This is a genomic window from Polystyrenella longa, assembly GCF_007750395.1.
Lineage (GTDB): Bacteria > Planctomycetota > Planctomycetia > Planctomycetales > Planctomycetaceae > Polystyrenella > Polystyrenella longa.
Window position 1 is genome coordinate 278,577 of sequence record NZ_CP036281.1, and the last position, 22,138, is coordinate 300,714.

17 protein-coding genes are annotated in these 22,138 nt (G+C 51.0%); 9 read left to right on the forward strand and 8 right to left on the reverse strand.

Going from position 1 to position 22,138, the window contains the following annotated elements; genetic code table 11:
* Positions 1-225: 225 nt before the first annotated feature.
* A complete protein-coding gene (locus Pla110_RS01000; RefSeq protein WP_144992312.1) occupies positions 226-1,407 on the forward strand; it encodes an AI-2E family transporter in 1,182 nt (393 codons plus the stop codon).
* Positions 1,408-1,436: 29 nt separating this feature from the next.
* On the opposite strand, the gene Pla110_RS01005 is transcribed toward Pla110_RS01000, so the two are convergent.
* The gene (locus tag Pla110_RS01005) at positions 1,437-2,192 is read right to left on the reverse strand and encodes a Crp/Fnr family transcriptional regulator (protein ID WP_144992314.1); all 756 of its coding nucleotides are present in this window, start codon (positions 2,190-2,192) and stop codon (positions 1,437-1,439) included.
* A 250-nt stretch (positions 2,193-2,442) separates the two neighbouring features.
* Here Pla110_RS01005 and Pla110_RS01010 point away from each other — a divergent pair, with 250 nt between their 5' ends.
* Both Pla110_RS01010 and Pla110_RS01015 read left to right on the forward strand, forming a co-directional pair.
* The gene (locus Pla110_RS01010) at positions 2,443-4,059 is read left to right on the forward strand and encodes a hypothetical protein (RefSeq protein WP_231742795.1); all 1,617 of its coding nucleotides are present in this window, start codon (positions 2,443-2,445) and stop codon (positions 4,057-4,059) included.
* 638 nt (positions 4,060-4,697) lie between these two features.
* Positions 4,698-6,140, forward strand: a complete 1,443-nt coding sequence (locus Pla110_RS01015) for a hypothetical protein (protein WP_144992316.1) — start codon at positions 4,698-4,700, stop codon at positions 6,138-6,140.
* A gap of 6 nt (positions 6,141-6,146) precedes the next feature.
* Here the strand turns inward: Pla110_RS01015 and glnA are convergent, their stop codons facing one another.
* Positions 6,147-7,559 (reverse strand): type I glutamate--ammonia ligase, encoded by a 1,413-nt coding sequence (gene glnA / locus Pla110_RS01020; RefSeq protein ID WP_144999504.1) that lies wholly within the window; start codon positions 7,557-7,559, stop codon positions 6,147-6,149.
* Positions 7,560-7,909: 350 nt separating this feature from the next.
* Between glnA and Pla110_RS01025 the strand changes: the two genes are divergently transcribed.
* Positions 7,910-8,299 carry a DNA polymerase ligase N-terminal domain-containing protein gene (locus Pla110_RS01025; RefSeq protein ID WP_144992318.1) on the forward strand — a complete coding sequence of 130 codons (390 nt, stop codon included), beginning with the start codon at positions 7,910-7,912 and terminating at the stop codon, positions 8,297-8,299.
* On the opposite strand, the gene Pla110_RS01030 is transcribed toward Pla110_RS01025, so the two are convergent.
* The 4 genes from Pla110_RS01030 to Pla110_RS01045 all read right to left on the reverse strand — a co-directional run bounded on the left by Pla110_RS01030 (position 8,242) and on the right by Pla110_RS01045 (position 12,876).
* The gene (locus tag Pla110_RS01030; RefSeq protein ID WP_144992320.1) at positions 8,242-9,012 is read right to left on the reverse strand and encodes a hypothetical protein; all 771 of its coding nucleotides are present in this window, start codon (positions 9,010-9,012) and stop codon (positions 8,242-8,244) included. The genes Pla110_RS01025 and Pla110_RS01030 overlap by 58 nt on opposite strands.
* A gap of 33 nt (positions 9,013-9,045) precedes the next feature.
* Entirely contained in the window at positions 9,046-9,972 is a 927-nt protein-coding gene (gene mazG / locus Pla110_RS01035; protein WP_144992322.1) for a nucleoside triphosphate pyrophosphohydrolase, read from the reverse strand.
* Positions 9,973-10,269: 297 nt separating this feature from the next.
* Positions 10,270-11,250, reverse strand: coding sequence for a 3-keto-disaccharide hydrolase (locus Pla110_RS01040; RefSeq protein ID WP_231742799.1), 981 nt, complete (start codon positions 11,248-11,250; stop codon positions 10,270-10,272).
* A gap of 483 nt (positions 11,251-11,733) precedes the next feature.
* Positions 11,734-12,876, reverse strand: coding sequence for a citrate synthase (locus Pla110_RS01045; protein WP_144992326.1), 1,143 nt, complete (start codon positions 12,874-12,876; stop codon positions 11,734-11,736).
* Positions 12,877-14,795: 1,919 nt separating this feature from the next.
* Between Pla110_RS01045 and Pla110_RS01050 the strand changes: the two genes are divergently transcribed.
* Entirely contained in the window at positions 14,796-16,553 is a 1,758-nt protein-coding gene (locus Pla110_RS01050) for a sigma-70 family RNA polymerase sigma factor (protein WP_144992328.1), read from the forward strand.
* Positions 16,554-16,832: 279 nt separating this feature from the next.
* Here the strand turns inward: Pla110_RS01050 and Pla110_RS01055 are convergent, their stop codons facing one another.
* Together Pla110_RS01055 and Pla110_RS22810 are read right to left on the reverse strand one after the other, a co-directional pair.
* On the reverse strand, positions 16,833-17,060 hold the full coding sequence (locus Pla110_RS01055; RefSeq protein ID WP_144992330.1) for a hypothetical protein: 228 nt from the start codon (positions 17,058-17,060) through the stop codon (positions 16,833-16,835).
* Between the two features lie 9 nt (positions 17,061-17,069).
* Entirely contained in the window at positions 17,070-17,801 is a 732-nt protein-coding gene (locus tag Pla110_RS22810; RefSeq protein WP_231742801.1) for a hypothetical protein, read from the reverse strand.
* Positions 17,802-18,132: 331 nt separating this feature from the next.
* Between Pla110_RS22810 and Pla110_RS01065 the strand changes: the two genes are divergently transcribed.
* The 4 genes from Pla110_RS01065 to Pla110_RS01080 all read left to right on the forward strand — a co-directional run bounded on the left by Pla110_RS01065 (position 18,133) and on the right by Pla110_RS01080 (position 22,061).
* Positions 18,133-18,933, forward strand: a complete 801-nt coding sequence (locus Pla110_RS01065) for an enoyl-ACP reductase FabI (RefSeq protein WP_144992334.1) — start codon at positions 18,133-18,135, stop codon at positions 18,931-18,933.
* Between the two features lie 238 nt (positions 18,934-19,171).
* Positions 19,172-19,579 (forward strand): (deoxy)nucleoside triphosphate pyrophosphohydrolase, encoded by a 408-nt coding sequence (locus Pla110_RS01070; RefSeq protein ID WP_144992335.1) that lies wholly within the window; start codon positions 19,172-19,174, stop codon positions 19,577-19,579.
* Complete coding sequence (locus Pla110_RS01075) at positions 19,576-20,547, forward strand: MDR/zinc-dependent alcohol dehydrogenase-like family protein (RefSeq protein WP_197440422.1); 972 nt, start codon at positions 19,576-19,578, stop codon at positions 20,545-20,547. Before Pla110_RS01070 ends, Pla110_RS01075 begins: the two co-directional genes overlap by 4 nt.
* A gap of 206 nt (positions 20,548-20,753) precedes the next feature.
* Positions 20,754-22,061, forward strand: coding sequence for a M48 family metallopeptidase (locus Pla110_RS01080; protein ID WP_144992337.1), 1,308 nt, complete (start codon positions 20,754-20,756; stop codon positions 22,059-22,061).
* The last annotated feature ends 77 nt before the right edge of the window (positions 22,062-22,138 follow it).

The following is a 22,138-nucleotide window of genomic DNA, read 5'->3' on the forward strand; positions in this document are numbered from 1 at the left end:
CAACTAAGTCATTTTCTCACAATAGGAATTAGATGGTCATCAAAACGCCCGGCGGGCTCTGCTGGGCGGAGCTGGGTGAGAATCTCTGCTCCCGTCTTACGACACAAGTGTGAGCATCATACTACGTCAATAGAAGCCATCGCCTTCTTGTGTACATGCCCATCGATTTCCGTTACCGTAGAAGCGTGACAAGTTCCCTCCTTTTGTCTGCTTGAGATTGGTGAAATGGAATCGACTCCCTCTTATGCACGCATTCAGACGTTCTGTCTGGCCGTGATTGCTGCTGCCGTAATGATATACATGGTGTTCTGGCTCAGACCGGTACTGGTTCCGTTTGTGGTTGCTCTGTTCGTCGTCAGTGGCATTACGCCAATCCTGGAAGGTCTCGAAAAACGACTTGGTGTGAATCGAGTCATCGCCGCCGGAATCACCTTCCTGTTGGGGCTGGTTGTTATGGGCGCGCTGGGTCTTTGTATCTGGCTGTCTGTTTTGCAGATGGCCGAAAAAGGGACAGCCTACCGGGAACGTGTTCGGGATTTGGTGACCAAGGCACAAGTTGAACTGGACGGATTACTCAATAGATCTCCGTTTGGAAGTAAGACTGACGCTGAGAACCCCGAAGACATGGCATTGGTCGAGAGTGACGGGCCCGCGGGGACGATACCAGCGGGGGCGATACCAGCGGGGGCGATACCAGTGGGAACTTCTGATTCTGGATCCGGCACCGATGATCGGATGGACAAAATGCGGGAAGCGATCGATAGTTCGTTACGAACAATACTCTCCCAGTTGTCGTCGGAATTATTCGCACTGGTGACGACCAGTATCGTGGTGTTGATTTATGTTTTCTTTCTGTTGCTGGGCTCTGTCGGGGCGTCGAAGACTTCGGACTCATTCAGCCAGATCGATAATCAGGTTCGCAGTTATCTTTCGCTGAAGACGACGATTTCGATTATCACTGGAGGCATCTTTGGGATGACGCTCTGGTTGTTCGGCGTACCGATGGCATTGACTTTCGGGTTGCTCACATTTTTGCTGAACTTCATTCCCAACGTCGGACCGATCGTAGCGACGTTATTACCGCTGCCGTTTATTATTCTCAGTCCGGACGGTTCTCTCGAATGGATGCTCTCCGCCATCGCGGCGATCGCCGTGATTCAGGTGATCAGCGGGAACGTGGTCGAACCGAAAATTATGGGGTCGTCCTCCGACTTGCACCCGGTAGTAATCCTGCTCGCCCTGATGTTCTGGGGCATGATGTGGGGGATCACCGGTATGTTCCTGGCGACACCCATTACCGCGGGACTGAAGATCGTTTTTGAGCGGTTCGACTCGACGAAGCCGATTGCTGCGGTTCTGGCCGGACGATGGGATGCCGTAATGCCAAAGACCACAAGCACTGTTTAATCCAGTTGAAAATGCCAGGGACAAGTTGTTTACGCGCCGCCGCGGCTTTCTCTCAGGAGTCGATTTCCCAAGTCTTCTTCGTAGCGAACTCTGGGGACGGGGACATCAATGCTGTGCGCCAGCTTTTCGATATTGCGCAGGAGAAGTTGCCGGGAATGGACTTCGATTTGCCGTTCGTTCTGAAGTTCTCCCAACAGGACGGTGACCGTCTCTCGGGTACTTCCAATAATGCTGGCGAGATCCTGATGGGCAAGTTTGATGGTGATCAGCACTCCATCGGCCGTTTGACGACCATATTTCTCGGTCAATTCCAATAGCAGGTGTATGAGTCGATCCCGATTGGAGCGGAAGAGGAGCGATTTCAAGCGGCGTTCGATTCGTCGCCGGCGAAGTCCGAGAAGTTTGGTGACGCCCAGAGAGACTGACGCATGCTCTTCAGCCAGTTGTCGGAGTGCTTCGCTCGGAATCATGATGACAGACGAACTGACCATCGCTTCTGCGAATTCTTCGCGAGGGTTGTCGTCGAGAGCGGCGAGTTCACCGAAAATCTCTCCTGGTTCCATCAGCGAGAGGACGGCTTGTTTGCCTTCGCTGGTGATGTGATAGATTTTGATGCGACCGCTGGCAACCATCAGGACGGAGTTACCCGCATCGGTAGGAAGATAAATCAGTTCACCCCGTTTGAATGGACGAACTTTCGATGTCTCTTCCAACCGCTTGATCTGTTCTTTGGTTAACCGTTCGAACAGTTCGCAATGATTGAGCGACCAGTATTTTTCAGCCATGCTGCTGTTACTCGCGGGCGATTCCCGGTGATCAGAGGGGGAAAGTTCCCCTCCCGTTATTCTCTGAGAATAGCCTTCGGCGATACCAGCGGCAAGGGGTGGACCTGATTCCGTACTCCTGTCTGGGGGGCAATTTATTCTTCAGGATCGAAACAGGGAGGGGGATTGGTTATAACAGGGTGAATAGGAATGATAAGAAAACAGTAGATGGAACTCGATTCAATACGGCTTGCCTGTGAGGAAACTGTTCATGTTGCTCGGAAAACGCGTCTTTATTCGACGGAACTCACTGAAATCACCTGTAACAAAACTACTGTTAACTGTTTCACTAACTCTGATTTTCCTGGCGGCCCTGGCACCCGGAATAATGGTTGCAGCGGAACCAATCGAACTGGAAAACCGCAGAGAGCTGTTTATCGACGACTTTCTGATCGGAGAGTTGAAAGGGACCGCAGAGCAGGAGCTTCATCAGCCAGAAATCCAGGAGATTGTCCTCAAGCACGACGCTCCCTGGGAAGGGTCTGGCAGCGGATACCACAGTATCTTCAAAGATGGCGACATCTACCGAATGTATTACAAAGCGTGGCACCTGGAGGTAACCGACAAAGGACTGAATACCGGTAAGCATCCACTTTACTGCTGTTATGCCGAAAGCCGTGACGGGATTCACTGGGAAAAACCGAATTTGGGCATCTGCGAATTCAACGGTTCTAAAGAGAACAACATTATTCTGTACCCGGGACAGTTTCCCGAAGTGAATGCGGATCCGGGTCACCCCGCCATTTTCAAAGATACCAATCCCGATTGTCCTCCGGAGTCTCGATACAAGGCGATCATTCGCTCCAGCAAACCGCATGGGTTGCTCGCGTTTCATTCTGCGGATGGGATTCATTTTGAACCGATGCAAAATGAACCTGTAATTACGGAGGGAGCCTTCGACTCGCAGAACCTGGCTTTCTGGGATACGGAGGCGAATGTTTATCGTGCCTACTGGCGTGTTTTTACTGGCGGTGTCACAGACGGAGATAACTGGAAACCTTCCGGCGATCGCGCGATTCGCACCGCCACTTCGAAAGATTTTCTGAACTGGGGGCCTTTCGAAGATCTTACCTATGAAGATTCACCCAGCGAAGAACTTTATACCAATCAGATTAAACCTTACGACCGGGCCCCTCATTTGTTGCTTGGTTTCCCCGCACGCTATGTCGAGCGGGGATGGTCGCCCGCGATGGAACAACTTCCCGAGACGGAGCAGCGCCACTTACGATCGAAATCGTCGGATCGTTATGGCATGGCCCTTTCGGAAGGGCTGCTTATGGCCAGTCGAAACGGAACCCATTTCAAACGTTGGAACGAAGCCTTCCTGCCCCCCGGTCGAGAACGCAAGGGGACCTGGCAATACGGTCACCAGTATATTGGTTGGCATCTGGTCGAAACGAAGTCGACCGTCGATGACTCGTTGAGCGAACTCTCGCTGTATTCGACAGAAAGCTATTGGACGGAACCGGGCAGTGAAGTGCGTCGTTACTCGCTGCGACCAGACGGGTTTGTCTCGATCTCAGCAGACAGAGAAGGGGGCGAACTGCTGACGCCGCCGATTACGTTTACGGGGACTGAGCTTTCACTGAATCTGGCGACCAGTGCCGTTGGTAGCGTTCAGGTCGAAATGCAGGATGCCAATGGAAAGCCGCTGTCCGGATTCTCGCTTCAGGAATGTGACGTGCTCTTTGGTGACAGTATCGACAAAACGGTGAGCTGGAAGGGCAGCAGCGATCTAGGGACGCTTTCCAGCCAGCCCGTTCGACTCCGATTTGTGATGAACGATGCCGATCTGTACTCCCTGCACTTTCGGAAATCCGACAAGTAAAGAGATTCCATGTCTGGGCTGCTCCGTACCTAAAGAACGCTGCGGAGTGGCTGAAAACCAGGTTTCGTGTTGAAGAATTCGGCTGGAACGTGGCGAATGTTCAGGCAGAGATTCACTGATTCAATGCAGAAAATGAACGATATTTGCAAGTTGGTTCAGGAAAGCCAAATTCGGAAAATCAATAGTAGGATTTACCCTCTAGGGTGAGTACACTAAAGGCGTTACATGGGTAAAAGGACAGTTGTTAATTATCTTAATTGATCGGCTCCCTTTCCAAACGACGTGGTGATGAGTCACTTGCGTTCCAGTTCTCATGTTCGCCCATTCTGTCCTGCAGTTCGGGTGAAAATAGCGAGTACAGCAGTTGGTTTTCATGGAGGACATGGAACGGAACCACTGCTACGATTCGGTAGCAGATCGAGGGATCTCTCTTCTGCAATTACTCGATTCTATGTTTGAGCCACGCGCAGGCTCCGCGTTCCACCTTCGTGTCTCCTCCAATTAGCTCCCTGCCGACGGTTGCCTGCCGTCTCTCCTTCCAGACCATTGCCATGGTCGAATTGCAGGCTCCCCGGTCGATCAGTTTGAACCCACTGTGGTATTGATGGGCTGGAACCTGTTTCCAGCCGGAATGACTTATGTCCCTCACTCAGAATTATGAACTCCGGCATACGGCTCCCACGCAAGATTACGCTGCGGCGAGATCGACACGTGTTGGCTTTGAGTTTCTCATGTTACTCGGCCCATGCATGCTATTCGGTGCGATTCCGTTCCAATGGAGCGCAGGAATTCCGGTCGGCGACTTTAGTGTCTCACCATTTCACGTGGCTGCTCTGTACTGTTTTATTGTCTTCCTGGCAGACTTAAGGCATGTGCAGGCCCTGATGATGATCGTCAAGCAAACGCTGTTAACTCAATTGAGTATCGTGGGGTATCTGTTCATTCTCGCTCTGTCAATCATGTGGTCCCCCAACGAGATCGTAGGAATTGCCATTACAGTTAAGTATGTATTGATATATATGCTTTCATTGACGGTGGCCGCCATCATCAAAACCAGAAGACAGCAATTTACGATTTCCATGGCTTATGTGGCGATTCCGCTATCCATTCTCTGCTTCTTTTTGAATGCCTGTTTCGTATTTCATCTGGAAGGACAAAACTTCCCACTCGAAGTATTCGAAGGACTTAAGACGGGAAGCTTGGATCACCTGTTGCATCATGTGGTGAATCCGTTATTGATGCAGACGGAAAGTGTGGAAGCCGCCGAGATCAATAACATCAAACTTGTCGCGAAGAATTCGTTCGCCGCCGGTTTGTTTACCCTCTTTTGTGTTGCGCGAATGGCGCCTAAAATTCGCACCAAATCAACAATCTATCGGATGTTGCGAATCGGTCGATTTCTGCTGTTGCTGTTTTTCCTGGCGTCTATACTGCTATTGGGATCAAGAATGGCGTTGGCCGCGGCTGTTTTCTGTCTGGTGACGGAGTCGATTGTCGATTCCTCCCGCGGATTCAAAGGGGTGATGCGAGTCGCCTTTACGCTGGCCCTTGTCTGCACTCTTATTACGGTGGCGATTCTTTCATCGGATGATAATCGACTCGTCTCTGGAGTGAACGAAATTAGTATCGGTCGCTTTGAGCAGATCGGTAGTGATTCCCGCTGGAACAACTATAAAATGGCGGTTTACGAGTCCCAGGATGACATCATGTATGGCAAGGGAGTCGGTGCCTATCTGCCCGACCGAAAACGAGTCCACAACAATTTCCTGGGGGGAGCTTATGAGGCCGGACTGTTCGGTTTTCTAACCATCACCGCCATTTACGTGCTACTCTGGTTCGATGCGTTACGCTCTCTGATGATCCGTATGAGGATTCACCGCAGGCTGGCTAACGCCGAACTCTGGTCGCTGCTGGTCTTGATCATGCCGCTGGCTCACTGCTTGATTGCGGGTGACAGTGGACGCTTCACGAACGCAGAGTGGTTGTGTATCGCCCTCTTCTGGGCCTTCCATCTGGATTACAAAGCCGATCCTGGTCCCAGCGAGAATGAACTGGTCAATCGAATTGCTAAACCTGCTTAACGTAATTTAGATATCGTAATAAGCAGTGAATTCCCATGGGTGCGGTCGCTGGCGAAGAGCTTCAATTTCTCGAGTACTCTTGTACCAGATCCAGGTATCGATGACGTCTTCCGTAAAGACATCTCCCTTCAGCAGGAACGCATGGTCTTCCCGTAGCGCTTCCAAGGAAGCATTTAATGAACGGGGAACTTTGGCGACGGTATCGAGTTCCTCTGCGGCCAGATCGTAGATGTCTTTATCGAGAGGTGCCCCCGGATCGATTTTGTTTTGTATGCCATCCAATGCTGCCATCAGAACCGCCGACATTGCGAGATATGGATTGGCGGATGGGTCGGGACAACGGAACTCGAATCGTTTGTTGTTTGGATTCGGGCTATGCACCGGAATTCGGATGGCGGCAGACCGATTACGATAGCTGTAAGTCAGATTGATAGGCGCTTCGAATCCGGGGATCAATCGTTTGTAGCTGTTGGTGGTCGGACAACAAAACGCGAGGAGGGCTGGAGCATGTTTCAGAATACCGCCCATCGCGTAAACCGCCATGTCGGAAAGTCCACCGTAGCCGGAGCCAGCGAACAGGGACTCCCCTTCTTTCCACAGTGAAAGATGCAGGTGCAGACCCGAGCCATTGTCGTTCCATAATGGTTTGGGCATGAAGGTCGCCGTCTTTCCATGTTGAACGGCGACGTTCTTGGCGATGTATTTGTATTTCAGAATGTTGTCCGCGGTCTCCAGTAGCGGACGGTATTTCATATCGATTTCGCATTGCCCGGCAGTCGCCACTTCATGATGCTGCGCTTCAACGTCGACACCGCACTCCATCAATATCAGCATGATCTCCGTTCGAAGATCCTGCAGCGTGTCCGCAGGAGGGACAGGAAAATAACCTTCCTTATACCGAATTCGATACCCGGCATTAGGAACGGATTCTGCCTTGCCCCGGTTCCATTGGCCTTCCACGCTGTCGACATGGTAGTAGGATTCATGTTCGTTCTGATCAAACCGCACGCTGTCAAAGACAAAAAACTCGGCTTCCGGGCCAAAGTTCGCCGTGTCCGCAAGGCCGGTCGACTGCATGTACTTTTCGGCTTTGCGGGCGACGTTTCGTGGATCTTTGTCGTAGTCTTCGCGTGTGATGGGATCCTGAATATTACAGAACAGGCAGAGCGTTCGATTCATAAACGGGTCGACAAACGCGGTTCCCGCTTCCGGAACGACTAGCATGTCGCTCTCATTAATTGCCTGCCAGCCATACATCGACGAACCATCGAATCCGAAGCCAACCTCGAAGCTCTCTTCCGTCAAAGCTTTGACCGGAATCGTAAAATGCTTCTGCGTACCGGGAAAGTCCATGAAACGGAGGTCAACGGCGCGGATTTCCCGCTCGCGACAAAGGGCGAGTACTTCTTTTGGTGTCATCATCGTCATATCCACAAATAGCTGAAATCAGCTTCTTCAGTTGTCTGCTGAATGACGGTCCGGTTAACATGGAGCCGGTTTCCGATTCAGCGTGTGGCTGTAATAAAGCAATTGTTATACCGAATATATCAATTCAAAGACATGGGTGCTTAAATCGTGTGCATCTCTAAGGTGATTCTGCGTGGTCTACCTAGAGGCAGCGTACTATCACATTGTTCTGCAATAAGTTAAGCGAATCTTTTGCCTGCTGTCCGTTTAGTCCATGATAGCTCGGCTCCATCAATTCTGTCATTGCTAAAGCGAATCACTCCTGAAAACTGCTTAAAAAATATGCAGGCCCTGTCCGTTCTATGAATCGACGTTTCACTATCCTGATTCACGACTTCCCCTTTCTGCACTGGGATTTGCTGGTGGAGGATGGGGAGACATTGCGTACCTGGCGATTGCACGAGGAACCGGATCAATCGCTGAAAATCGTCTGCGAGCCTCTGCCCGACCATCGCCTGATCTATCTCGACTATGAAGGTCCAGTGAGTCGAGATCGAGGCAACGTACAGCAATGGACTACCGGTCGGTGCGAACTGAGCGTACCCGCTGAGGGACGTATTGAGTTGGAATTGAGCAGTCCCCGCCTGACAGGGAAAATGTCGATTCGCCAGGAGAACGACGGCCGTTGGTGCTGTTATCCACCCGGAGCCGAATTGCCACCCGCTTCCGCTGAGGGGGCCGCCTCGGATTGAATGCGGTCGTCTTCCGAAGGAGAAGCGGCAGCCGGAATGTCGTCAGACTGGAAAGAGCGACTCCCTTTGATTTGCAATTGGCCCTCTTCAATACTTACCTCGTCGAGTTGCCAATTAAGTTCGGCCAGCTGGTCAAGCCGAACGGTGAGCAACGTTCCCGACTCCTCGTCGTTTTCACTCCATTCAATTCCGACGGGCAGTTCGTTCTGCTGGTGGCTTAACGTTTCTTCAATGATCTGCTGCCATGAGAAGGGGAGCAAGCCTGTCGTGATTTCCTCGATCCGAATCTGCACTTCGTCTTTCTGGACCGAGACCACCTTCAAAGGCGCGGTGACGACTCCCTGAAATTCGTTATGAGTGACTCGAAAGGCGAGTACAAATTCGCCGGCTTTAAGCTGAACTCGTGGCTCCGAAATTTCTTGTGGGAGATATATCTCAACCTGATCCTGAAATTCTGAAGAGGCCAGCCAACTGTTAGCTTCTACTTCGGAAAGAGTGAACTCCCACTCCGGTTTGGTTTCGATATCCTGTTGCAGGATCTCTCGTTTCTCTTCTACCTTCTTCAGGTTTTCCTGACGAACGGCGATGGGGATATCAATTCGTTTGGCGTACTCTCGGGGAGTTTGCATCGAGAGCCAGATTACCCCACCCATGCCTGCTGCAAGAAGCAGGAAGATGATTACCAGGAATTTAAAAATCCGTTTTGCGCTCATTACCCCTCCCGGGACTTCAGTTATTCATAGATGTTATTCGTTCGATGTTGGTGGCTGGCGACGTTCTTCCTGTTTTCCCTGTTGATAAAGTCGCTCCATATCCTGAAGTGTTGCGTCGGCTATTGTGCGGCCTTCATTGGCCAGTTGTCGTTCAATATATTGCACTCGTTTTTCGAACTTTTGATTACTCTTTCGGAGCGCTTCTTCCGGATTGATTTTCCAGCGGCGAGCAATGTTCGCCAACACGAATAGAACGTCGCCCAACTCTTGTTCAACGCGATCTCGACGCGCTTCGTCAAGAATGGGTTCATCGGATACTGGCGCGCTGTCGACTCCCGCAGTGACGGGCGGAGGAGGGCCGTTGGGGAAGAGTTCCTCCTGGAGTTCGTCCATCTCTTCCCGTAACTTATCAAACAGCATCAACCGATCAGGAAAGTCGTAACCCACACGCGCCGCCTTCGTCGAAAGCCGTGCGGCGCGGGCGAGTTGCGGGAGTGCTTTGGGTAACCCGTCGAAGATGGAGTCCCGTTTCTTCTCGGTCGCTTTCGCTTTTTCCCAATGTTGCCGAACGTCTCCCGCCGACTCGACTTTGACCTCACCAAAGACATGGGGGTGTCGTCGGATCATTTTCTCGGTGATCGTTTTTATGACCTGGCAGATATCGAATCGGTTCTCATCGGCCCCAATTTGAGAGTCGAGCATCACTTGTAACAGGACATCTCCAAGCTCTTCGGTGATATGTTCATCGTTTCCACTGTCGATCGCTTCCAGTAGTTCGTGCGTCTCTTCGAGCGTGTAGGGTTTGATTGTTTCGAGCGTTTGTTCCCGGTCCCACGGACAGCCCTCCGGCGACCGAAGTTTGGCGATCACCTGACACAACTTCCAGAACAACTCTTTAACGCGGGCTTCTTCAGGAGGAACTCCCTTCGAGGCAAATGATTCTGGAACAGAAGTCGACATGTTGATTCCATATGGAGTTTTGGAAAAGGAGTGAAGTCTATCAGGGGATAGAGATCATACCAGACGGATGGCATTAGCCCTTTCTATTTTTAGATACTGCAGATTAAAAGGGAACCGTTGCCTTTCCGGAGAATTGGATAAACAGAGGAGGAATTTATAGAAAACGTGATTCCTTAACACCGTTTTCAAACATCATTCTAACGAATGTATCAAAAAAACGTGACCGCAGAAACGATGTCTCCGCGGCCACGCTTGTTTTCAATTCAACCGGTGAACCTGTCGCCAGATTAACTCTGACTAGTCTTTTTCCACGATCCAGATATTGCGGAAGTGAACCGGGTTACCATGGTTCTGCAGGAAGAGGGGGCCTGCTTTTTCATCGCTGCGCCCACCGCCCGGGGTTGCGTGAGGCAACTTCAGGTTGTCGTGGATTTTCACTCCGTTGAGTTTGATTGTGACGACGCCGTCTTCCACTTTTTTGCCTTCGTCATCAAATTTGGCGCCTTGGAAGTCGACGTCGTAGGTTTGCCAAGAAAGCGGGGGAAGACACATGTTTAAGATTGGTCGCGAAATTTTGTAAATGCCACCACACTCATTGTCGTAGCCCGGCAGTCCGAAGGAATCGAGGACCTGGGTTTCGTATTGGTCAGTAAGGTACATGCCGCTGTTACCGCGGGCCTGTCCCAGTGCTTCTGGCATAAAGGGAGTGCGGAACTCGAGGTGTAAGGTGAAGTTCTCGAAAGATCGTTTGGTGCGAGGGGCTCCGTCTTTCCCCAATGTTCCAAGATGGCCATCCACGATTTCGCCACCATTCCAGGCTTCAAGGTCGGTCCCATCAAACAGGACTGTCGCGAACTCAGGAGCTTTAGCACCTAGTGTCGGTGACTGACGGACAGTTTTGGTTAAGGAAAACGAATCCCCTTCCAGCACAGCAATGCTCAGCGTGTCTCCTTCGATTTTTCCTTCAGCCATTTTTCCTTTCAGGTTAACGACGCCATCCGTCAGTGTTCCGTCCAGAACAATTTCATCTTTCAGCGTCCAACCTGCACCAGGCAATCCCCCCCCCAGTACATGGACTTCGAATTTTCCTTTGCCACGAGCGATGACTTGGGCACCCATTTTGGTGTCGCCCGCCATTCCCTCGTATTCACCCTGGATCTGAAAATCGATACCGGCTTCTTCGGCGGAAAGATAGGTAGGGCTTTTTTTGTCCGCTGCCGATGCAACGAGAGAAAGCGAAAGGAACAGGGCTACGGGAGCCAACAGCAAAGAACGCATAACAGACCTCATTATTAATTCGTTGATGGAGTGTAGATGCAGGCGTAAATTCAGGAGGGCGAACAGGAAGCAGCTCAACCCGCGTTGGGGATGAGAACATTCCCCCATTCGTAGAAGGAAGGAGGGCGATGCCAGTGGACGACGACCTGTGGGAGTCTCAGTCTGACGATTCAGTCTGTCAATTCAGCCCGAATCCCGGTTTGTCCAAACCAGCATCTCTATCCAGCTTACAACCAACAACCCCCCGTCGCCAAGTGTCTGGCCGGGGAAAAAGGGCTGGGGCAAGGGTTACGAAGTGCTGAACAGACAACCGTTTTAACGATTTTCACCGATAGTCCCGACGAAGTAGTCCCCTTAAAAAACGAAATAAGTGATCCGTCTATTCTACGTTGACTAAACTCACTTACCCAACAAAAAAAGGAGTTCAGTTAACCGTCTGAACTCCTTTCAATGATTCGTAGCCGAACAAACCTTCTTCGCTACTTAGCGGTCGCCGATCGGTTTGACGGTGCGTTCGTCTGGGCCGGTGTAGTTGGAGGAGGGGCGGATGATTTTGTTGTCCGCGTATTGCTCAAGTACGTGGGCACACCAACCGGCGATGCGGCTGGCGGCGAAGATGCAGGTGAAGAGCTCTTTCGGAATGCCCATGTAGTACTGCAGGCTGGCCGAGTAGAAGTCGACATTGCAGTTCTTGTTGATCAATGGTTTGATCGTTGCTTCCATTTTCTCGGAAATGTCGTACCAGACAGGTTCGCCTTTTTCATTTCCGAGGCGTTTGGAAAGTTCTTTCATGTGTTTCGCACGGGGGTCTTCCACCTGGTAGACGGCGTGACCAAAGCCCATGAACTTTCCTTTGTTCGCTTTGACTTCTTTAACCCACGCTTCGACTTTGTCGGCGGACCCGATTTCGTGCAGCGTTTTGATGACTTCGATATTCGCTCCACCGTGGAGTTTCCCTTTCAGGGCTCCTATGGCACCCGTGATGGCAGAGTAAATGTCACTGAGCGTCGCGGAGATCACGCGGGCGGTGAAAGTACTGGCGTTGAATCCATGTTCGGCGTGGAGAATCAAAACGAGATCCATCGCTTTGATCTCATCGTCGGTGGGGTCAACTCCATTCAACATATACATGGTGTTAGCGGCGAAGCTGAGACCAGGTTTGGGATCGAGAATTTCTTTCCCATCGCGGTGGCGACGAATCGCAGCAACCAGTGTGGCCATGAGGGAGGTCAAACGAATCGCTTTGCGGAAGTTCGCTTCGGTTGATTCGTCTTCTGCTTCGGAATCGTAGACTCCCGCAATCGAGATGGCCGAACGCAGAGCGGTCATGGGAATGACATCTTGCGGTAGCGATTTGACGAACTCTTTCAGTTGTGGTGGCAGCGACTGGTAGGTGGCCATCAACTCGGAGAATTCTTTCAGCTCTTCTTTGTTAGGGAGTTCCCCTTTGAAGAGCAGATAAGCGACTTCTTCGAAATTGGTGTTTTCCGCCAGGTCATCAATGTTGTATCCGCGGTAAAGAAGTTTTCCTTCTTCACCACTGATGTAGCAGACAGAACTGTCTGCGGCTTTGACTCCCTTTAGACCTTTGGAGACGTCTGGCTTCGGCTCTTTACCATCACTCATGAGTATGTTTCTAACTTAACAATTAAACCTGGTTCGGAATGTACGAATCGTGTGTATGATTTTCTCGGACTGTCGGAATGCGATTTCAATTCAGTCGCGTTTCCATTGCCGGGGTGTTGTCTGTTCAGCCAGCTTCCTGCAGCCATTTGGGGCGCCGAGTTTCTGTTCTTCAGGACCCCTCTCGGTCAACACCGAGGTCTTCCATTCCGGGTGGAGTGGTAAGCATGTAGAGGTTTTGATCACGGAAGGGTTGGCGCCGAAGTGAATATAGTACCGATTCGTATCTTGCGCTTCAAACAACTTCAAAGCACTCTGACGGAATCTCAGGCAGAGGAGCCAAATCGGCACTGTTGCAGTATCTCCGGGGGAGGGCTGGTTGGGAAGTCTTCGCCAATTCCGTGAACATTCGGCGAGGTTTCTCCCAGTGATGACTCAAATAAGTGTTCTCAACATTGTATCTCCACAAGGTAAAGCGTCGCGAACCGAATCCCCTGAAGAGTCATTTTGCGAAAAATTGCAGATCGACCGAGTCGAGTGGGAGGGCCTGGCCAGCCAATGGGCCCGAAGGGAGGCCGGAATCGACTTGATGGCCGATTTCGGCTGTCGGGGAGGTTTCCTGGAGGGAATTTCTTCAAAACCAGTAGAGGAAGGGTTCGCCCCTGACCGATCCACTGAAAATGATTCGGCCCGAGTCGACAATAAGGTGAACTCATTCGATATCCACTACGAGCGGATAGTATACCAGCGTTCCGCGCGAGTTCAACGAACCTGGCCTGTCAGGATGTCTCCTGTCTGTGAATCCCGTAAGCGTTCGATCTGCCTTTCGGTTGTTTTGAGGCTGTTGAAGAGCGTTTGCAGGGTGAAATGGCGGCGAAAACCTGTTTTATACCGACTTTCCTACCGGAGAATGGCTTCTTTTTAGATTACGCCGGTTGCCCAGTTGAATGGTCGTCCGAATAATTCTGGAAGTTGTATGCAGTTCTGGAGCTCCGCTTCGGGCAGATTTTGGATGTACGCGTATGGCAGGTTGAGGGCGAGAACCACCATTCTCAGGATCGTCAATGTAGTCAGTAGGAAGAGCGCTCTGTACAAAAGCGTAGAGGATTTTCGACTTTCTTTGGACTTGAGAAAAATCTGGAAAACGGACTTGTTTTTTAGAGAAAAATTGTGTGGTGCTCACTTTTTTCTGGTAGAGTGTTTTTCACTCGGAGTGCGAGGATTGAGTTTGTCAATCGGGTCTCGAGAGAGAACGGATGCTGTCACAGAGAGCCCCCTCTTGCTGAAGAGTCGGTCCAGGCGAGCCGGTCGAAATATTTAGTCGAAGTCCCACCTTGTTTAACTTCGATCTGAGTCGACCAATTATCAGCCCCAAACTGACTGACTGAGCAGTTGCCAGCATCCTGTTTCGATCGCGACTGCCGCTTTGCGGACTGACGAACAACTGACAGTCCCTGTTACCTGAATAAGACAGGCGTCTGAAACTACAGGAATTTCCTGTTCAGATTTCCTGCCTGAAATTCAGGTTAAAGGATTTCCCCCGCCGGTTTTGGTCGCTGACGTTGTATCCACACGTCGGTGTATTAATATTCTGGAGCAGGGTGATTCTGGCGAATAATCGCCGGGGATGATTTTGAGTCTCATACTATTAATGAATTTGTTCACTTCTTCAAAACGAGTGAATGTTTCAGAATCAGGAACGGGGATTCGAGGTCAGTACTGTCATTTCGTTCTGATTTCAGACTGTTCGAACACAGTTTTCATTATCTCACTAGAATTTCTAGTACCATGCGAAGATTTTCTTCGTCGTTTACGACCATAATGAATGCAGCGAAAGCTGAGTCTGGTCGAATAACAATTGGTCAGGAGTTACGTAAAGGGATGTACGTTTTGTTTCACAATTTGTTTAAAGGGAGTCTATCGTGCATCGTTTAAACGATGACTTGAAAGCACTCATCAGTAAAGCAAATTCCGAAGGTCAACTAACCTTTCAGGCAGTAGATGATTTTCTGCCTGACGAGGGGGGCGATCCTGCACTGATCGATCATCTGGTGATGGCGCTGGAAGAAAATGCGCTGGAAGTGGTTGATGATCCTCAGGCTTACTCTTGGAAGGCTGACGAAGATGCTGATCAGGGTAAAAAGTCGACCCCAGAAATCCGTGTTGAAGAAGAGGAAGTAACTCCAGAAGTTGCCTCCGCGATGGCCAATGCGCTGGCCGCTGCCGAAACCTCGGCACTTTCTTCACGCGATCCTATTCGGATGTATCTGAGCCAGATGGGAAATATCCCTCTGCTTTCCCGCCGACGGGAAATCTTTCTGGCGAAACAGATTGAACTGACACGGAAACGGTTCCGCCGCACATTGCTGGAATCCGATTTCGCGATTGCTCAAACGGTCGAAACATTCGAAAAAGTGAACATCGGCGAATTGCCGTTCGAAAGAACGTTGCGTACCTCTGAAACCGAGAATGTACAAAAAGAACAAATTCTCGGTCGGATGTCTCACAACCTTTCGACTCTGCGTAATCTGATGAACCAGAACCGGGAGGACTTCCATTCGCTGGAAGATATTACTTCCAAGACGGCTCTAAAAGAGATCCGCGGAAAAATGATTCGTAGACGCCGAAAGATGGCGACCCTCTGCGAAGAACTCAGTTTGCGAACCCAACGCTTACAACCCATCATGAAACGGTTGCACCAGATTGCAGATCGAATGATGGAACTGGATCGACAGATCAAGCGTTACAGCAAAAGTCCGGCGTCCCATACCGATGTTGCGGTTCTTCGGCGAGAGCTGGACGAATTTGTCGAGATGACCCTTGAAACTCCCGCCGAGTTCAAAGGCCGATCCGACGAAATCAAAAATCGCTTTGACGGTTGGACAGAAGCCAAACAGCAACTGTCTGGCGGTAACCTGCGGTTGGTGGTTTCGATTGCCAAAAAGTACCGTAATCGTGGTCTCAGCTTTCTCGACCTCATTCAGGAAGGGAATGCCGGCCTGATGCGAGGTGTTGAGAAGTATGAATACCGACGTGGGTACAAATTCTCGACTTACGCCACCTGGTGGATTCGTCAAGCTATTACGCGTGCCGTTGCCGACCATGCCCGGACTATTCGTATTCCAGTTCACATGTTCCAGAGCATCTCGACGCTGAAAGCCAAGAGCGAACAGATTCGTCAGGAAACCGGTCGCGAACCGACGATGGAAGAACTGGCCGAAGCGGTCGATCTTACTGTCGAAGAGACCGAACGGATCATGAAAACCTGGAAGCACCCGATCAGTCTCGATACGCCTGTAGGCGAAAGCGAAGACAGCAGCTTCGGTGACTTTCTGGAAGATGGTAACGAAGGGAACCCGGCCGATTCGGCGATGCGGCAAATGCTGCGGGACAAAATCGAACATGTTCTCAAAAGCCTGACCTACCGTGAGCGGGAAATTATCCGTCTGCGATACGGCCTGGGTGATGGTTACAGTTACACCTTGGAAGAAACAGGGCGTATCTTCAAAGTGACCCGGGAACGTATTCGTCAGATCGAATCGAAAGCCCTCAAGAAGCTACAACATCACACTCGTAGCGATCATTTGAAAGGCTTTGTCGACGACATGCTTTCTGTGGAAGCGACCGGTGAAGAAGGAACCGAGGCAGCTCCCGCACAGGAGCCGGCCCTGGCCATTTAAAGTGATCCATCACGCTGTGATGGTAAAAATATGTAAAGCCCATGAAAACCGCCTTTCTCAATTGAGAAGGGCGGTTTTTTATTGCGCGGTCGGTTCGCTGAGTATTGAAAATCAAGTTCCACGTCCTTCCATTTCGCTTGGTGGCAGTGGCATCGAATTATCTCAGTTCTGCCTCGGAGTACACAGTCAAATCCAGCTCGAATTGCAGTCTTTTCAACTCCGATTTGTCGATGGCCTAATTTACCGCAATCGTAGATGTGCTCCTGTACTGGATACTCATTATTCTCCGGAGTCGGGCAGTTGAGCTTCATCGAGTCGAATTAAATTCTGCTTCCAGAACGGCCAGCCCCCGATGGAAAACTTATGCCCGCCTACTTCGCCTGCAATCAATGATATCTCTCGATCCGCCGAACGAAACATCCAGTGATCGGCAGCGATGATGACCACTACAATGAGGCAGCATGTATTGATGGCGATTTTGATGAAATGCGGCGTGGTCTTGAGCATTCTCATTTGTCAATCAAGTTCATCGAAAGTAACTTCCCAGTAGGATTCGCCCCACGACACGGCGTTCTTTTTATCCGAGGCGATTTTCATTCGATGACCTCGGACTTTCATTTTAAGGGTATTGGGGCCACTCCATTCAACCAACTCTTTTAATTGCAAGATTGCGCCGTAGTTGGCTCGGGTCGACCCTAACAGCTTTTTCGAGAGTTGCTTTGAGCTCCGGTTTTTGAAAAGGTGGGCGAAGATGTGAACTTGAAACGGCTCCATTCGGTAGGACAACTTTGCATTGTAATCTCGTGACGGATGTCTGATGGGTGTTGTAAACAAATGCTCAAAGATCATTTTGTCTTGCATGCAAAGGTCATAAGCCAGATCGATACTGGCGGTCTCCCCTCCCAGTTTAGTTGCCAGGTGAACGAGGACGTCACGAATCAAATCGAGTATCAAAAATTTCTGCTCATAAGCATTCAGCGAATCCAAACTGTTTATATTGAATTGGCGTGAAGTAAATAGTATGCCTGACCCGTCAATATGTAGGTTTTTTGTTTCGCAGGGAGGGGTTTCTACCAGTTCAATGCAAACCTTCCGAACTTCTCCGGCGGCGAGCTTTTGTTTCCGTAAATGATGGAGGAAATGAGAACTGGTCGAAAAGCACAATGCTGGAAATCGCACATTGAATTCTGAGCCGTGGATTCGTTTCAAGTCTTCGGTAAGGTAGATGCCAATATCACGTAGATACATATAAATCGTTCGCTAGTTGGTTAGGTTAGGTTATCGTTATTCCATGCCTTCACAGTAATGGGCGTTAGCAACTCGTGTTGAAAATCCTTGCCCATGATAATCCGGTTAGTGCCCGGCCTGCACAAGATGTCTCACTGCAGGCACGTTTTCGTGCGATTTCGTGGCTTTTGTGGTTCCTGTCCATCCCTCCACCGCTTGATGAAAACGCACTGTATGAGCTATCTTAACGCTTTGCCCCCTCAGTGCATGGGGGAAATGTACACTCCATCGTGTTGTTGGGCCCTGTCGAGGGCGGGTGGCACTCGATGAATCAGAGAAAAAGGATAGAGGAATGGGATTATTTACCGGGAAAAAAGGACTCGTACTGGGGATCGCCAACGATCATTCCATTGCTTGGGCAATCACAAAGCAGTTGCAGGCGGAAGGGGCCGAGATGGCCTTTACTCATCTGCCGGATAAAGACCCCGAGCGTCCCCGGATGGAGCGACGCCTGCGTAAGCTGGTGGATGACTTCGCGACATTCATCCTGCCGTGCGACGTTACCAATGATGAAGACATGGACGCCGTCTTTGACAAAGCGAAAGAGCAGTGGGGCGAAATTGACTTTGTGCTGCACTCTATTGCTTACGCTCCGATTAATGACCTCAAAGGTCCCGTTGCCGAAGTGAGCCGCGATGGGTTCAAAACGTCGATGGAAATCAGCGTGTACAGCCTCATGTCAGTCGCTAACCGGGCGCAGCATATTCTGAAAGAGGGGGGCAACATCCTGACGCTGACTTACCTTGGTGGCGAAAAGGTCATCCCCGGTTACAACGTCATGGGTATCTGCAAGGCGGCTCTCGAAAGCACCGTGGAATACCTGGCTTACGAACTGGGGGCTAAAGGGATTCGCGTGAACGCTCTTTCCGCTGGGCCGCTGAAAACACTCAGCTCTTCCGCTGTGGGTGAATTTGACATGATGCTCAAGCTTTACACCGACATGTCTCCACTCCGCCGGAACATCACTCCGGAAGAAGTTGGCAAATCGGGTGCCTTCCTGCTCAGTGATATGGCCAGCGGTGTGACGGGAGAGAACCTGCACGTCGATTCGGGATACCACATCATGGGCGCGGGCTCTACTGAAAAGGATTAGAGGCCATTTCAAAACCCGGTTGTGGCTGTCTGATACTCTACATGGACAGGGTGAACGTGACCCATCAGAGGGTTTTGAAACTACTACTAGAGGCGGCCTGTTCCGGAAAAAGTCATTCCTCGAACTGCACGGCTAGATGAGCTAGCCGCGTGGTTCTTGAGGTGATGGTCGCCCCGCTCGAGGAAAAGTGTCAATGGTTCGTGGTTCGTGGTTCCCACTGCAGCCAGGATAGGTTCCCATGTCGAATGAGATGAAACTTCCGAAGCGCATCGGCATCGCCATCGTCGAACATGACGGGAAATATCTGATTGGCGTGCGGCAAGCAACACAAACATTGGCGGGGAAAGCGGAGTTCCCCGGTGGAAAATGTCTGCCGGAAGAATCGGCCGCCGATTGTGCCGTTCGCGAGTGCCAGGAGGAAACGGGGCTCGATGTTCGTGTGCAGAAGATGATTTACGAAATCGAACATCGCTACTCCCACGATGTTGTTGCTCTTCAATTCTGGTTATGTGAATTGATAGATACAGACAAGGCTGATTCTCTGGCTCCCTTTGTCTGGCGTTCGCGCGAAGAGCTAACGGAACTCGATTTCCCGGATGCAAACGGGCCGGTCATTCAACTGTTGCTGGAAACGGAGTCTGCATGATGCGCGCCCTGGTTTTAAAATCAGGCGAATTAGCATACGCCTCTGACTATCAGGCCGCACCACCGACGCCCCCTTCGAAGTCATCGTTGATAACCGTTCGTGTGCTGCAGGCCGGCATCTGTGAAACAGACCTGCAACTGGTGGCGGGCTATATGGGCTACGAAGGTGTCCTGGGGCATGAGTTCTGTGGCATCGCGATGGAAGGGAAGTATGCGGGGCAACGCGTCGTAGGTGAGATCAACTGTGCCTGCGGCAACTGCGAATATTGCCAACGCGAATTGGGTCGTCACTGTCCCCAGCGCACCGTGATCGGCATTCTGAATCACGACGGTGCCTTCGCCGATCAGTTGTATGTTCCGGAAGAGAATATCCTGCCGGTCCCGGATTCGGTACCGACGGAAGAAGCGGTTTTCGTCGAACCCTTGGCCGCGGCGTTAGAGATTCTCGAACAGATCGAATTCAATGCAACGGACCGAATTGCCATTCTGGGCGACGGTCGACTGGGGAATCTGTGTGCCCAAGTGTTGCAGCAGCAACCGGGCGAAGTCATCGTACTGGGACGGCATCAGGCGAAACTTGATCGGCTCGATCAGTTAGGCATCGCCGCCGCGCTTGCCGACAACGTCTTGGCAGAACGGCAGTTCGATTACGTCGTTGACTGCACCGGTTCCGCGAGCGGGATTGAATCGGCTCTTGGATACGTTCGACCGCGGGGAACGATCATTCTCAAGACGACTATCGCCGGAACGCAGCCGCTTAATCTCGCTCCCTTTGTAATTGATGAATTGACACTCGTCGGTTCCCGGTGTGGTCTGTTCGCTCCGGCCCTCCAGGCACTGGAAGAGAGGGCGATCGACGTGCGCGGCCTGATCGATTCTCGCTTTCCGCTGGAGCAAGGTCTGGCTGCATTCGAACGGGCAAGCACGCCCGGCGTCATGAAAGTTCTGCTGGATATCAGTGATGAGTAACAGTCGCGACCCGAGCCAAATTCAGGCTTGATTTTGGTATCTGCACATGCGAGCATGTGCTGTGTTGTTGAATTGGCAGCACCGTGTTGAGGACTGCCGCATCGTGCAATGCCGTTGTGGTAACTGCCGCTTAAGTGAAAACGCGGTCGTTATTTTCTTTGTGCGGGATCATTCTTTTATTCGCTTCGCCCTTCGGGATTCAATTCGTGTTTGCGTCCACTATCTCGATTCTGTTCCTCGGGGCTTTCCTGTTTTACCCCTTCTGGTTGTGCTTCATGCTGGTCATGGGGTTGATCATGAGTGGGCTCACTCGAGGTGACCGTTCGCTTGAATGGATGGAAGAAGATATACGAGCGTCAGTCCAGGGGGGAGCGGTTTCCAGAACCCAATCGGAACGGCTCATCGCGAATGTCTATATCGCGTTGATCATGTTGGGTATCTTGTTTTTCTACATGGCGATCCCAGTATTACTACTCATTCCTGTCTTGCTGGGGCTAGCGACTCTCGGGGCGATCTTTTCAGGATTTGGGGGGTCCACGGGAAGCATTGGACTTCTCATTATTACGGGGACGATGTTCTGGTCAGTGGTTCGGGGCCTGTTCGCATTCGGCAGCGGGGGCCCTCCCGGCATACCGATCAAGCGTAAGCATGAACCAAAACTGTATCGGATGACGGATGCCGTAGCGGCGCGTGTCGATACTGATCCTATCAATCGCATCTATCTGGCGCCCGGTTCAGAAATCTGCGTCTTTCAGACAGGTCGCGGTCCATTTGGTATTCTGGGGTTGAAACACCGCGCCCTGGTACTGGGAATGTGTAGTCTGCATACATTGACCGTATTGGAATTTCAGTCGATCCTGGCGCATGAGTATGCACATTTCGGACATGGCGATACCAAGATCAGCCGTCTGATTCATCAGGTGATGCTCACAATGGCTCAGACACTCGACACGATGGCCCAGACCGGTGGCTGGCTTCGATTACTGAATCCGGTTTACTGGTTTTTAATCCTGTATTTCAAGGCGTTTGAGTTGATGACGGCTGGTTATTCCCGGTCCCAGGAGTATCTGGCAGATCGTATGGCGATTGCCGTTTACGGTTCAAATACTTTCAAGAAAGCATTAGTTAAGGTTGCCACAGAGGCAATCGTCATGGAAGAATGTTTGATGAGTCGCGAGTTCGACGCGGTGGCGGAGATGGACTTCAAAAAGACGAACGCCTACGAGGAAAACCGGCATTTTATGTCCAAGGTCCTCGATAAGCAAAAGACGAAAAAACTGTATCGACAACTCGTCAGTGAGCGAGGATCGATCTTTTCTACTCACCCGACTGTTCGTGAACGGGTCGATGCGATCAAAGGAGTGAATGACGTCGTTGATCGGAAGAGAAATCCAGCGGTCGCCCTTCTCAGAAATGTGAAGGCCACGGAAATTGCCCTCTCAAAATACTTAAGAAAGCATTTCCGGCGGCTGGTAAAAAGTCTGATTGATTATTACGAAGCCAATCAATATTAAATGGCAACCCTCTCACCCTGTTGAGGTCCGGTTGCTCTATTAACTCTGAGACGAAGTCCTATGCTAATCTCCAATCT

Excerpts from the sequence above, each read along its gene's own strand:
- Pla110_RS01025 (WP_144992318.1), top strand. The coding sequence starts at position 7,910 with ATGAATCGACGTTTCACTATCCTGATTCACGACTTCCCCTTTCTGCAC.
- Pla110_RS01040 (WP_231742799.1), bottom strand. The coding sequence starts at position 11,250 with ATGCGTTCTTTGCTGTTGGCTCCCGTAGCCCTGTTCCTTTCGCTTTCT.
- Pla110_RS01045 (WP_144992326.1), bottom strand. The coding sequence starts at position 12,876 with ATGAGTGATGGTAAAGAGCCGAAGCCAGACGTCTCCAAAGGTCTAAAG.
- Pla110_RS01055 (WP_144992330.1), bottom strand. The coding sequence starts at position 17,060 with ATGCTCAAGACCACGCCGCATTTCATCAAAATCGCCATCAATACATGC.
- Pla110_RS01000 (WP_144992312.1), top strand. The coding sequence starts at position 226 with ATGGAATCGACTCCCTCTTATGCACGCATTCAGACGTTCTGTCTGGCC.
- Pla110_RS01075 (WP_197440422.1), top strand. The coding sequence starts at position 19,576 with ATGATGCGCGCCCTGGTTTTAAAATCAGGCGAATTAGCATACGCCTCT.
- Pla110_RS22810 (WP_231742801.1), bottom strand. The coding sequence starts at position 17,801 with ATGTATCTACGTGATATTGGCATCTACCTTACCGAAGACTTGAAACGA.
- Pla110_RS01070 (WP_144992335.1), top strand. The coding sequence starts at position 19,172 with ATGTCGAATGAGATGAAACTTCCGAAGCGCATCGGCATCGCCATCGTC.
- Pla110_RS01015 (WP_144992316.1), top strand. The coding sequence starts at position 4,698 with ATGTCCCTCACTCAGAATTATGAACTCCGGCATACGGCTCCCACGCAA.
- Pla110_RS01065 (WP_144992334.1), top strand. The coding sequence starts at position 18,133 with ATGGGATTATTTACCGGGAAAAAAGGACTCGTACTGGGGATCGCCAAC.
- Pla110_RS01010 (WP_231742795.1), top strand. The coding sequence starts at position 2,443 with ATGTTGCTCGGAAAACGCGTCTTTATTCGACGGAACTCACTGAAATCA.
- glnA (WP_144999504.1), bottom strand. The coding sequence starts at position 7,559 with ATGACACCAAAAGAAGTACTCGCCCTTTGTCGCGAGCGGGAAATCCGC.
- Pla110_RS01005 (WP_144992314.1), bottom strand. The coding sequence starts at position 2,192 with ATGGCTGAAAAATACTGGTCGCTCAATCATTGCGAACTGTTCGAACGG.
- Pla110_RS01030 (WP_144992320.1), bottom strand. The coding sequence starts at position 9,012 with ATGAGCGCAAAACGGATTTTTAAATTCCTGGTAATCATCTTCCTGCTT.
- mazG (WP_144992322.1), bottom strand. The coding sequence starts at position 9,972 with ATGTCGACTTCTGTTCCAGAATCATTTGCCTCGAAGGGAGTTCCTCCT.